Source organism: Dyadobacter sp. AC419, from assembly GCF_979253085.1.
This window is the reverse complement of sequence record NZ_CEEDCD010000012.1, coordinates 139,828-151,323: the sequence shown is the minus strand read 5'-3', so window position 1 is coordinate 151,323 and position 11,496 is coordinate 139,828. Positions and strand designations below refer to the sequence as shown.

The following is an 11,496-nucleotide window of genomic DNA, read 5'->3' as shown; positions in this document are numbered from 1 at the left end:
TTGGAACTTTGGATTAATCAGAAAGGCAGGCACGCTAATCAGGACTCCGCAGGCTGTTCATATATAACATAATTCATATAGTCCGTAAAAGGTTTAAGGATTGAAATTCCTTTTACGACCATCTTACCGAAGTCTTTGGAAGCCACTTCTTTATCTGAAAAATTGTGTGAGAAAAAAAGTTGTTTCCGTTTCAGCAACTCGATCTCGGGGTGATCTTTGGCATATCCTTTCGGCGTCGTTTTCAATGTCTCACCTTCAATATTCGGATAGTAGGCATGAAATTCTTTGTCTTCAATGATCTGTTTGAGCTCGTCCGCATTGTAATCGATTTCCTGACGAAATCTGGCAATCTGCTCCGGCGTGGTTTCCCACATTCCTCCCCCTAAAAACGTTTTGTTACCCGGCTGGATTTGAAGATAATAATCAATTTTTCCAGACCCTTTGCCGCCTGGGCCAATGCCTGCGCTCAGATTGTTTTTATAAGGCGCTTTGTTTTTGGAAAACCGGATATCGCGGTTAATCCTGAAAATACATTCTTTGACTTGCAGATTGCCCAGATCCTGAAACTTGCCCACTTCCTCAATAAGGTAAGCAACTAGTTTCTCCAAATCGGCCTTTGCTGCGTCATAATCTTTTCTATTTTGCTGGAACCAATCCCTGTTGTTGTTTTCTGCGAGTTGACTTAAAAATTGAAGTGTTTTGGATTCCATCGTATGGTGGTGAAGCTATAAAAATCAAATTTACTACGTTTTGTTATCCAATTTAACGAATTTTGGGAATTAGAAATCGGAAAACTTCTTAAAAACTGATAATCAGGAGAAAGCTATGAACCGTCCATTTTTGTCCAAGGAAGAGAAGAAGAAGCCTGCTGTTTCCAGGCCAAATAAAGACCTGCCGGACTTGAAAGCAAAAGCAGAAAAAAAGGAAGCAGACAAACAGTGGCTATTTGATTCACTTACCAGGGCTTTAAAAGAAGTAAAGCTCATGGAAGAAGGCAAACTGCCTGAGCCTGACATTAATGATTTGTTTAAAGATTAACATTGCCTTCCGATGATCAAAATCACTTACACACATGAATTTTCAAAAGAATACAAAAGACTTTCAAAAAAATACCCATCATTAGAAACTGACATTAAAGCACTTATCGAAAATCTGTCGGTAAATCCAATGCTAGGAAAACCACTAGGATCACGTATTTTTAAAGTGCGGTGGCAGGTAAGATGCAAAGGAAAAGGAAAGAGCGGAGGAATCAGGGTAATCACATATCTCAGGCTTGATAATGAAAAGCTTCGTTTAGTGACTATTTATGATAAATCTGAAAGGGATACCATTCCAATCAAAGAGCTTCGCGCATTAATCAAATCGCTAGAATAAAGAATCAAACAGTAACAATCTATAAATGGCCAGAATCCTTACAGGCATTCAGAGTAGCGGGAGGCCCCATTTGGGGAATATTTTAGGAGCGATCGTTCCCGCGATTGAATTGTCAAGAAACCCGCAGAACGAATCCTTCTTTTTCATTGCTGATCTTCATTCGCTTACTTCTATCAAAAGCGGGACTGAAAGAGAAGAATATGTGCGCGCAATTGCATCGACCTGGCTTGCTTTTGGTTTTGATTTTCGAAAAAAATGTCTTTTGGAGGCAATCAAGGGTGTTTGAACATACGGAACTGGCTTGGTATCTCAATTGCTTTACGCCATTCCCTATGCTTGCGAACGCAACTTCCTTTAAGGAAAAGTCAGAAAAACTGGCGGATGTGAATGCAGGTTTATTTACGTATCCTGTTTTGCAAGCTGCGGACATTCTGCTTTATAATGCCAACATTATCCCCGTTGGAAAAGACCAGAAGCAGCATCTTGAAATGACTGAAAGACATTGCGAGCCGTTTCAACCAGATTGCGGGAGAAGAAATCCTGGTTTTGCCGGAACCACAGATCGACGAACGCATTATGACCATTCCTGGGCTGGATGGGCAGAAAATGAGCAAGTCATATCACAACTACATTGATATTTTCCTGCCGGAAAACGAGCTGAAAAAGGTTATCAAAAAAATCGTTTCTGATTCCAAAGCATTAGAAGAACCGAAAGATCCTGAAAACGACATTACATTCAAATTATATAGTCTGATTGCGTCAGATAGCGATGTTGAAACCATGCGTCAGCATTATTTGAATGGTGGTTATGGTTATGGACATGCCAAACAAGCACTTTTGGAAGCAATGCTTGAAAAATTCGCAGAACCGCGCCGCATTTTCAACTATTATATGGAAAACCGCGAAGAGCTGGAAGCGATACTCATCGCTGGCGAATCGAAAGCCACGCGCTATCGCGCAAGACACAATTGGCAAGGTGCGTAAAGTCCTCGGTTACAGCTCATGACAGAAAGCATCGACGCGCTGATCAGGTCTGACCAGGAAATTTTTCTTTGGCTCAACGGCCATCACACGCCCTGGCTCGACACGCTCATGTATTGGATCACCTACAAATACACCTGGGCGCCGATGTATGCGATTTTAATTGCATTGCACCTTCGGAAGGACTGGAAACGCGGTTTGATTCAAATTGCCGTCGTGCTGATTGCTGTCATCATTGCCGATAAAATTACTTCCGGATTTATGAAACCCTATTTTCTAAGGTTAAGGCCCTGCCATGACCCAACGCTGGACGGGTTGGTTCACGAGGTCACGGGTTGCGGCGGCATGTATGGTTTTGCATCGTCTCATGCTTCGACCAGTTTTGCCCTAGCCATAACGTGGTTCGCATTCCTAAAAACGCGTTACAATTATATGTGGTTTTTGTTCGTCTGGGCAGCGATTTACTCTTATAGCAGAGTGTATGTCGGCGTCCATTTTCCTGCGGACATTGTGATTGGCACGATGATTGGGCTGCTAGTCGGGTGGGGCTGCATTAAACTTTACCAGACTTTTTTGACGAGATATTACCTTAATTGATTGATTTTATTTAATTTTGCGCAAATTTCAGTTTGGCCAATGGGTTCATTTAATACAGTAAAAATATTTTCGGGAAGTCAATCCGAATATTTGGCCAAAGACATTGCCAGGTATTATGGCAAGGAGCTGGGAGGTTACACATTAAGGAAATTCAGTGACGGAGAACTTTCGCCCAGCTTCGAAGAATCGATCAGAGGCTGTGATGTTTTCCTGATCCAATCCACGTTTCCTCCGGCTGACAATCTGATGGAATTGCTCTTAATGGTGGATGCCGCACGTCGCGCTTCTGCACATTATGTAACAGTGGTTATCCCTTACTTCGGTTACGCGAGGCAAGACAGAAAAGACAAACCGCGCGTCGCCATTGCTGCAAAAGTGGTTGCCAACCTGCTGACTTCGGTCGGTGTGGACCGCTTGATGACCGTCGATTTGCATGCTGGACAGATCCAGGGATTTTTCGATTTGCCTGTTGACCACCTTGAAGGAACGTCGATTTTTGTTCCTTATATCAAATCCCTGAACCTTAAAAATCTGCTGATTGCCTCTCCTGATATGGGCGGAGCAGCCAGGGCACGGAATTTTGCTAAGTTTTTGAATGTGGACATGATCCTTTGCGATAAGCACCGGAAAAGAGCCAACGAAATTGCGAGTATGCAGGTGATTGGGGATGTGGAAGGGATGGACGTTGTGTTGGTGGATGACTTGATCGACACGGGCGGAACGCTTTGCAAAGCCGCAGAATTGATCATGGAAAAAGGCGCTAATTCAGTTCGTGCCATTAGTACACACGCAATTATGTCCGGAAAAGCGCACGAAAACATTGCAAACTCTGTTTTAGAAGAATTGATCATCACAGACACAATTCCTTTGAAGCAACAAAACGAGAAAATACGCGTATTGTCAGTTGCTGAATTATTTGCAAAAGCAATCGGTCGTATTCGTGATCATGAATCTATTAGTTCATTGTTTATAAATTATCAGTAAATTTTTATTTTTTTAACTTCTTAATTAAAATATTCTTATGAAAACGCATGAGATTGTAGGGTTTAAAAGAGCGAATCTCGGCAAGACGGAAGCGACCGAACTACGTTCACAAGGTTATGTTCCGTCTGTGCTGTATGGTGGAGCTGAGCAGGTTCATTTTTACGCACCGGCTATGTTGTTCCGCGAGTTGCTTTTCACACCGGATATTTTTAATGTTACGCTGAATATCGAGGGTACCATATATAATGCCATCTTACAAGAAAGACAATTTCACCCTGTTAACGATTCATTGATTCATGCAGACTTTTTGCAGATCGTTGATGGCAAGGAAATAAAAGTTGACGTACCCGTAAAATTGACTGGTACTTCTTCCGGAGTAATGAAAGGTGGTAAAATGAATCAAAAATTGCGTAAATTGCGCGTACAAGGTTTGGCTGAAAACATTCCAGACTATGTAGATGTTGACGTTACTGAGCTGGATTTAGGAAAATCTGTGAAAGTTGGTGCTATTAAGGCTGAAAATTTTGTTATATTAACAGCCGCAAGCAACCCGATTGCTTAAGTTGAGATCCCACGTGCACTGAGAGGTACACTTGGCAAGTAAGTATTTTATTTTTCATGGCTAATAGATGCAAACGTGCCGACCATTGGTCGGCATTTTTTGTTTATAGCCAGTTCCGGATCTGTTCTACCAGCACTTTATTGATGCGCACATAACTTTCGTGCGTCCAGCCTGCGATATGCGGCGTCAGGACAACTTTGTCCGAGGTTCGCAGGTAATCGAACGTCTGTTGCTGAGAAACGGTCAGATTATTGATTTTCTCATTTTCCAGCACATCCAGGCAAGCGCCAAGAATTTTCCCTGATTTAAGTGCACTAACAACAGCTTCCAGTTGCACAGTTTCTCCGCGTGAAAGGTTGAGCAGGTAAAACGGTTTGGCAAAGCTTTGGATAAAATCAGCATTCACCAGATAACGCGTGATCTCCGTCAAAGGAATGTGCAGACTTAGAATATCAGCTTCCGCCGCAATCTCCTCCAAGCTTGATTCCAAGGCAAAAGCGTCACCATAATGGTCACGGTATTTGTCATACGCAAGCACGCGGCAGCCAAAACCACTTAATCGCTGCGCTGTGGCCGAGCCATTGTTTCCATATCCAATGATGCCGACCGTCTTGCCCATCAACTCAACGCCCCTGTTGCCTTCCCGATCCCAAATTCCGCCCCTAACCTCCCGGTCAGCCTTTAAAATATTGTTAAAGAGCGCCAGCAGCATTCCGAGCGCATGTTCTGCAACGGCATCGCGATTGCCTTTTCCCGCGTGAAAGACTTCAATGTGACGTTTTTCTGCGGCGTCCAAATCGATCAAATCAAGCCCTGCTCCTGCCCTGGCGACGAAACGGAGGTTCTTTGCAGCCGAAAGCATTGCCTCATCCACAAAAGTTTTGCTGCGTATAAAGAGGCCGTCGTAGGCTGGAATTGCCGCTAAAATATCTTCACGACGAAATTCAGGATGGTAAGCATACTCCCAGCCCTGGTCGCGCAGCATGTCAAAAAGAGAGGAATGCATCGAGTCTGCGATCAGGATTTTCATAGGAGCACGGGATTTTTTGTAACTTGCCGGACATTCATTGCGCAAAAGTAATACAGAATTACTCAGAAGAACAGTTACAATAGCATTTTACCTACATGAGCGATCAAATCAGTGATAAACCCGTTATAGGCATTACAATCGGTGATTACAACGGAATTGGCCCGGAAGTAATACTCAAAGCATTAGAAGGAAACCAGTTAGCAAAATTGTGCACACCCATCATTTACGGTTCGCTGCGGGTGCTGAACCAATATCGCAATTTGCTGGAAATGAAAGATTGGACTTTGCATGGAATACAAAAAGTCGAACAAGCAAATCCGAAACTTACCAATGTCATCACTTGCTGGCATGACCACCAAACGGAGGTGCAGCCTGGAAAAGTCACGACGGAAGCTGGACAAGGTTCGCTGGCTTCACTGAAACGTGCTGTCGAAGATTTAAAAGAAGGCAGAATTCATGCACTAGTGACCGGTCCGATCAATAAAGACAACATTCAGAGCGAGGAATTCAAGTTTCCAGGTCACACCGAATATCTTGCCCAGTCATTCAATAAGGAAGACGCGTTAATGTTCATGGTTTCAGGCGAACTGCGGGTTGGCGTACTGTCCGGCCACATTCCTTTGGAAAAAGTTAGTTCATATGTTACCGCAGAAAAGCTCACCGCAAAGATTGAGCAAATGTTACAATCGTTGAAAAGTGATTTTGGCATAAAAAAGCCGAAACTGGCCGTCCTGGGACTCAATCCGCATGCAGGTGAAAATGGATTGCTGGGAACAGAAGAGATTGACATTATCCAGCCGGTTATCAAGAATTTTAAAGAAAAAGGACAGCTGGTTGTCGGACCTTTCCCTGCCGATGGCTTTTTCGCAGCTTCCACTTATAAGCAATACGACGCCGTTTTGGCCATGTATCACGATCAGGGATTGATTCCGTTCAAAACATTGGCTTTCAATGAAGGTGTCAATTTCACCGCCGGACTTTCTGCCGTAAGGACTTCGCCTGATCACGGAACGGCATACAACATTGCCGGAAAAAACCTGGCCGAACCCGGCTCATTACTCCAAGCCGTTTATCTGGCCTGCGATATTTCCAGGTTTCGGACGGTGAATGAACAGATCGATAAGCATGCACTTATTTCCAAGCCACAACAATCCGAAAGTCAGCATCCTGCGAAGGCTGGCGGCAAGCAACGGTTTAACAATTAGGTTGTTAGCAGTTGATGTGGCACTTTTAATGAATTATTTAGATAAAATCTTCACTAATGTTAAAATCAATGACCGGATACGGTGTATCCAACATCGAGTCCGAATCAATCAATGTAACGGTTGAGATAAAAACCCTTAATTCGAAATTCCTGGACATTTATTGCCGTATTCCAAGGCAGTTTTCGGAAAGAGAAATTGAGATCAGAAACTTGCTGACCCAATCGCTGGAACGCGGAAAAGTGGAATTCACGCTTTCAGTGCAGCCAGTTGGCAAAACCGTTGCTTCAACTTCCGTAAACCGGGCGCTTGTTTCTGCTTACTATAATGACCTTGCTGCAACAGCGGAAAACCTTGGTTTCATCCCGGAAACGACGGAGCTGTTACGCATTGCATTGCAAATGCCGAATGCTTATAACAACGAAACAGTTGACGAATCGGGCAAGGAAAATGACTGGACGCAGATTAAAGTTGCCGTGCTTGAAGCGATCCGGAAATGCTCGGTTTTCAGAGAGCAGGAAGGAAAAATGACCGCTGACAAGTTCACAGAATACATTAACACCATTCAAACTCTGCTGGACAAAGTTTCAGACCAGGATAAATTACGCATTCCGGCCGTAAGAGAAAGGCTTGAAAAGCAGGTTCGGGAGCTTTTGGCAGATGATAATTTTGACACAAACCGTTTTGAACAAGAGCTGATCTATTACGTTGAGAAATTTGACATTTCCGAAGAAAAAATCAGATTGGCCAATCACCTTACTTACTTCACAGAAACGCTGAAAGCGTCTGAAAGCAATGGTAAGAAGCTCAACTTCATCGCGCAGGAAATTGGCAGAGAGATCAACACAATCGGTTCAAAAGCCAATGACGCGACGATTCAGCATCTTGTTGTGCAGATGAAAGACGAGCTGGAAAAAATCAAGGAGCAGACCATGAACATTATCTAAATGGTGCAGGAAAATCGACTTTCCTTATCATTCTATAACGCATTTGACACGCTTTCGCTAGCGGAGCAACTGATCGGCTGCGAGCTTGTCCACGAAAGTCCCGAAGGTTTAACGAGCGGAATCATCGTCGAAACGGAGGCATATCTGCAAAACGACCCGGCTTGTCATGCATTCAACAGGCGCACCGCCCGCACAGAGCCCATGTATGGAATCGCCGGAACGAGCTACGTATATCTCATCTACGGTATGTATCAATGTTTCAATGTGGTGAGCAACCGAGAAGGCGTAGGAGAAGCAGTGCTGATCCGCGCTTTGGAACCTGTCCGAGGCATAGAACTAATGGAAATGCGGAGGCAGCTTATCCCGGGCAAATCCGTTGAAAAGATCCGAAGCGAACAACTGAAATTAAACGAGTTATGCAAAGGGCCTGGAAAGCTTGTCCGGGCGATGGGCATTGATCGTGCGCAGCATAACAACCATTTATTAACCGAAGATCCGCTCTATATCAACGGACGCACTGCCCATGTTCCGGAGATTGCAACTTCAACCCGGATCGGCATTAATGTCGGCGCAGATCTGCCTTATCGTTTTTATGTAAAGGGCAACAGTTTCGTTAGCAAACTATAATTTATTGCAGGAATATTTATATAAAAACGCTTTTTGGGCAAAATATCCTGCACATTTTGCCATTGCTTTTTTTATCTTTGATAGCTTAACTATACTCAACTCCTGTATGAAAATCTTCTACTTACAGCTGTTTACAGCCAATATTGCCCACCCACGCAAGCACTTCCATGGGTGATTTTTTCAGGCTGGTTTCGGTTTTGATTGTGGCTACGCTCCTGAGCGGAAGCCAATGCACTTCTATTTTTCAAAACACAACGGCTGCGGACAAAGCTGATGTGGTTACCGCAATGCCCGTTAAAGGTTTCGCCGAAGACACAGTTCTTATTTTAAAATACCACGCTTTTGCAAAGGAATATCTCTTTCAGGATGCGGAAAAAGCAATGTTTTATGCCAAACATGTGCTCCGACTTTCACAAAAACACCAATGGAGCAAAGGCAAGATCCTGGCTTACAATCTGTTAAGCACATATTATTTGCTGGATGGCAGTTACGATGTGCTCCGCGAGCTGTCTAATGAAACAATGACCTTATCCAAGGATCTGCCTCTTTACACCGCTCATGCCAAACGTTTTATGGCAGAAAGTTATTCGGAATATCGGCAATGGGACTCAGCCAGAATCAATTACAGACAGGCGATCGAGATTTTCCAGAAACTGGGAGAGGACAGTGCAAGGGCAACTTGCCTGGATAATTTGGCAAATTCTTACCGGGAAAAAGGCATGTTTAATGAGGCAATTCCTTATTATAATCAGGCTTATGCCATTTTTGACAAAATAGATTCAGATTGGGGGCGTGCAACTGTGCTTCAAAACAGGGGTTACATGCACATTGTTAAAAATGACAGTAAAACTGCCGAGAAACTCATGAGGCAATCGCTCGTTTTGTTTCAAAAAATTCACAACCGATACGGCGAGTTGAATGTCCTGAACGATCTTGCCAATGTTTACTGCCTTACTGATCAGAATGATGCCGCCATTGAAACAGCAAGCATGGCACTTGATTATTCCACGATCTTCCATTCCTCACAACAGACAAACTGGGCACTGCTGTCTCTGGCGCGGGCTTATAAGAACAAAAAAATGTTTCAGGAAGCACTCGATCATATGGAAAAAGTGATTTTCAGCCGACGAATGCTTCATACAGACTACGTGCAGCGCCAATATACCATGTATCAGCTGAGCTACGACAACCAGCTGAAGGACTCTGCAATTCAAGAAAAGATCATCGCAGAACAGAAAACACTATCGCGCTTTTTGACAGTGTTTTTAGCTCTTATCATTGCATTTGCAGCATTTTTATGGTTTAACAATAATAAGTTAAGGCAGAAGAATGCTGAAATACGCGAGGCCATGGCACGCGGACAAGCCATTGAGCGTAAGCGCGTTGCGGCTGAGTTGCACGATAATTTGGGTGGAACATTGGCTTCATTAAACTGGTATTTATTCGGGATCGACAAAAAAGTGCTGTCACCGGAAGAGCAGAAAATCTATGAAAGTGTGCATCAGATGGTTGGTGCCGCATATCGCGAAGTGCGGAGCCTGTCACACAACCTGATGCCCGCAGAATTGGAGGAACACGGCCTCGTCATGGCGCTTCACCGCCTGATCGATAAAATGAACGAGAACAAATCGATTGAGTTCAATTTCAGCATTTCAGGGATGTCGCACCGGCTTAATAACAAGACGGAATTTGAGCTTTACAGCATTGTTTTGGAGCTGACCAACAACATTATCAAACATTCGGGTGCCACGCTCGCATCCATTGATCTCACTGAAAATCATAAAAATATTCACCTCATCGTTACAGACAACGGCAACGGACTGATCGAACCTTCTCGTCAGGGTGTGGGTTTGAAAAATGTAAAGAGCCGCGTGGAAAGTCTTCGTGGCAAAGTGCAGATCGTCAGCGAGCCTTCCAAAGGTTTGAAGATTGATATTGAAATCCCGAAAACGATTCTCTGAGCACCTCATCATGAACACATTACCAAAAGCCGCAGAATTTATCACTGCATTCGAGCAAAGCCTTCAAAATAACGCTTTCATAAAGCTCTCGCTGGGCAATTACCACGGGAATGAAGAAAATCTCAAGAACATTTACATTAAAAAAGCGCTGATTAAGAAAGAGGAAAAGTTCAGCTTCACTTACAGATATAAAACCCGGGACATTGTAAAAAATTACATTCTGGATGAGGCCAGAACAATGCTTGAAACCATGCTGGCAAATGACTTTCACATCGCGACGCTATTCACAACACATTCAGAACTGCAATTTGAAATACTGAAGAACAATAAAATTGTGCTAAAAGAAAAGGTCACAGAAATAAAGGAAGTGCCTTCTGATGAGCATGATAAGACGAAGAATCGCTTGATTGCAAGCCAGCAAAAACCTTATTTGCACGCGCTGAACATTACGGACGCCGAGGGAAATGTGTTCAAGAAAGCACAGGACAAATTTCGCCAGATCAACCATTACATTGAACTCCTGAGTCCGCTGATCAAGGAAATTCCTGCTGATAAGCAGCTCAATGTGGCCGATATGGGTTCCGGCAAAGGTTATCTGACCTTCGCCCTTTATGATTATCTCAAAAATGTCCTGCAAATGGATGCGCATATCACCGGAGTCGAATTCCGGCCTGATCTCGTTGCGCTTTGCAATGACATTGCGCGGGACTCAGGATTCGAAAACCTGCATTTTGAGGAAGGGACCATTGAAGAATTTGACAGCACAAATGTTAATATGCTGATCGCGCTACACGCCTGTGACACCGCGACTGACGATGCAATCTTCAAAGGAATCACCGCAGGTGCAGATTTGATTGTCGTTGCGCCATGCTGTCACAAGCAGATCCGCCGTGAAATTGAGAAAACCAAAACCGGGAATGATGTTCAGTTTCTTACCCGATACGGGATATTCCTCGAAAGGCAGGCTGAGATGGTTACTGACGGCATCCGGGCTTTGATCCTGGAATATTTCGGATACAAAACAAAAGTGTTCGAATTCATTTCCGACGCACATACGCCCAAAAATGTGATGATCGTAGGCACAAAAGACACCCGCCATGCACCCGATAGGGCGGCGATCCATCAAAAGATTCAGGATGCCAAAGCGTATTTTGGCATTGGCTATCACCATCTCGAAAAAATAGCCGAATTGTAATCCCCGTAAAACCAGTTGGATCGGCTTTTGTAAACA

Annotated in this window: 12 protein-coding genes and 1 pseudogene; 11 read left to right on the top strand and 2 right to left on the bottom strand. The window is 43.9% G+C overall.

Annotated elements, in window-relative coordinates; all coding sequences use genetic code 11:
* Positions 1 to 38 precede the first annotated feature (38 nt).
* Positions 39 to 710, bottom strand: a complete 672-nt coding sequence (locus AC0IYG_RS05920) for a DUF2461 domain-containing protein (RefSeq protein WP_471710163.1) — start codon at positions 708 to 710, stop codon at positions 39 to 41.
* 115 nt (positions 711 to 825) lie between these two features.
* Here AC0IYG_RS05920 and AC0IYG_RS05915 point away from each other — a divergent pair, with 115 nt between their 5' ends.
* From AC0IYG_RS05915 to AC0IYG_RS05890, 6 genes and pseudogenes are all read left to right on the top strand, one after another.
* Positions 826 to 1,038 carry a hypothetical protein gene (locus tag AC0IYG_RS05915; RefSeq protein WP_471710162.1) on the top strand — a complete coding sequence of 71 codons (213 nt, stop codon included), beginning with the start codon at positions 826 to 828 and terminating at the stop codon, positions 1,036 to 1,038.
* A 12-nt stretch (positions 1,039 to 1,050) separates the two neighbouring features.
* The gene (locus AC0IYG_RS05910; protein WP_471710161.1) at positions 1,051 to 1,374 is read left to right on the top strand and encodes a type II toxin-antitoxin system RelE/ParE family toxin; all 324 of its coding nucleotides are present in this window, start codon (positions 1,051 to 1,053) and stop codon (positions 1,372 to 1,374) included.
* 25 nt (positions 1,375 to 1,399) lie between these two features.
* Positions 1,400 to 2,380, top strand: a pseudogene (trpS, locus tag AC0IYG_RS05905) (tryptophan--tRNA ligase).
* Complete coding sequence (locus tag AC0IYG_RS05900; RefSeq protein WP_471710160.1) at positions 2,377 to 2,952, top strand: phosphatase PAP2 family protein; 576 nt, start codon at positions 2,377 to 2,379, stop codon at positions 2,950 to 2,952. The pseudogene trpS and the gene AC0IYG_RS05900 overlap by 4 nt, the downstream one beginning before the upstream one ends.
* Before the next feature lie 39 nt (positions 2,953 to 2,991).
* Positions 2,992 to 3,936 carry a ribose-phosphate pyrophosphokinase gene (locus AC0IYG_RS05895; protein ID WP_471710159.1) on the top strand — a complete coding sequence of 315 codons (945 nt, stop codon included), beginning with the start codon at positions 2,992 to 2,994 and terminating at the stop codon, positions 3,934 to 3,936.
* Between the two features lie 37 nt (positions 3,937 to 3,973).
* Positions 3,974 to 4,498 (top strand): 50S ribosomal protein L25/general stress protein Ctc, encoded by a 525-nt coding sequence (locus AC0IYG_RS05890; RefSeq protein WP_471710158.1) that lies wholly within the window; start codon positions 3,974 to 3,976, stop codon positions 4,496 to 4,498.
* A 103-nt stretch (positions 4,499 to 4,601) separates the two neighbouring features.
* On the opposite strand, the gene AC0IYG_RS05885 is transcribed toward AC0IYG_RS05890, so the two are convergent.
* Complete coding sequence (locus AC0IYG_RS05885; RefSeq protein ID WP_471710157.1) at positions 4,602 to 5,528, bottom strand: 2-hydroxyacid dehydrogenase; 927 nt, start codon at positions 5,526 to 5,528, stop codon at positions 4,602 to 4,604.
* Positions 5,529 to 5,623: 95 nt separating this feature from the next.
* Here AC0IYG_RS05885 and pdxA point away from each other — a divergent pair, with 95 nt between their 5' ends.
* From pdxA to AC0IYG_RS05860, 5 genes are all read left to right on the top strand, one after another.
* Positions 5,624 to 6,733: a 4-hydroxythreonine-4-phosphate dehydrogenase PdxA gene (pdxA, locus tag AC0IYG_RS05880; protein WP_471710156.1), complete on the top strand. Its 1,110-nt coding sequence runs from the start codon at positions 5,624 to 5,626 to the stop codon at positions 6,731 to 6,733.
* A 56-nt stretch (positions 6,734 to 6,789) separates the two neighbouring features.
* Positions 6,790 to 7,677: a YicC/YloC family endoribonuclease gene (locus tag AC0IYG_RS05875; RefSeq protein WP_471710155.1), complete on the top strand. Its 888-nt coding sequence runs from the start codon at positions 6,790 to 6,792 to the stop codon at positions 7,675 to 7,677.
* The gene (locus AC0IYG_RS05870) at positions 7,678 to 8,304 is read left to right on the top strand and encodes a DNA-3-methyladenine glycosylase (protein ID WP_471710154.1); all 627 of its coding nucleotides are present in this window, start codon (positions 7,678 to 7,680) and stop codon (positions 8,302 to 8,304) included.
* Positions 8,305 to 8,471: 167 nt separating this feature from the next.
* Positions 8,472 to 10,265 carry a tetratricopeptide repeat-containing sensor histidine kinase gene (locus AC0IYG_RS05865; RefSeq protein ID WP_471710153.1) on the top strand — a complete coding sequence of 598 codons (1,794 nt, stop codon included), beginning with the start codon at positions 8,472 to 8,474 and terminating at the stop codon, positions 10,263 to 10,265.
* Positions 10,266 to 10,275: 10 nt separating this feature from the next.
* Positions 10,276 to 11,460 carry a class I SAM-dependent methyltransferase gene (locus AC0IYG_RS05860; RefSeq protein WP_471710152.1) on the top strand — a complete coding sequence of 395 codons (1,185 nt, stop codon included), beginning with the start codon at positions 10,276 to 10,278 and terminating at the stop codon, positions 11,458 to 11,460.
* The last annotated feature ends 36 nt before the right edge of the window (positions 11,461 to 11,496 follow it).

Coding starts and splice junctions, on each gene's coding strand:
- AC0IYG_RS05900 (WP_471710160.1), top strand. CDS start 2,377: ATGACAGAAAGCATCGACGCGCTGATCAGGTCTGACCAGGAAATTTTT.
- pdxA (WP_471710156.1), top strand. CDS start 5,624: ATGAGCGATCAAATCAGTGATAAACCCGTTATAGGCATTACAATCGGT.
- AC0IYG_RS05895 (WP_471710159.1), top strand. CDS start 2,992: ATGGGTTCATTTAATACAGTAAAAATATTTTCGGGAAGTCAATCCGAA.
- AC0IYG_RS05915 (WP_471710162.1), top strand. CDS start 826: ATGAACCGTCCATTTTTGTCCAAGGAAGAGAAGAAGAAGCCTGCTGTT.
- AC0IYG_RS05920 (WP_471710163.1), bottom strand. CDS start 710: ATGGAATCCAAAACACTTCAATTTTTAAGTCAACTCGCAGAAAACAAC.
- AC0IYG_RS05870 (WP_471710154.1), top strand. CDS start 7,678: ATGGTGCAGGAAAATCGACTTTCCTTATCATTCTATAACGCATTTGAC.
- AC0IYG_RS05875 (WP_471710155.1), top strand. CDS start 6,790: ATGTTAAAATCAATGACCGGATACGGTGTATCCAACATCGAGTCCGAA.
- AC0IYG_RS05885 (WP_471710157.1), bottom strand. CDS start 5,528: ATGAAAATCCTGATCGCAGACTCGATGCATTCCTCTCTTTTTGACATG.
- AC0IYG_RS05860 (WP_471710152.1), top strand. CDS start 10,276: ATGAACACATTACCAAAAGCCGCAGAATTTATCACTGCATTCGAGCAA.
- AC0IYG_RS05890 (WP_471710158.1), top strand. CDS start 3,974: ATGAAAACGCATGAGATTGTAGGGTTTAAAAGAGCGAATCTCGGCAAG.
- AC0IYG_RS05910 (WP_471710161.1), top strand. CDS start 1,051: ATGATCAAAATCACTTACACACATGAATTTTCAAAAGAATACAAAAGA.
- AC0IYG_RS05865 (WP_471710153.1), top strand. CDS start 8,472: ATGGGTGATTTTTTCAGGCTGGTTTCGGTTTTGATTGTGGCTACGCTC.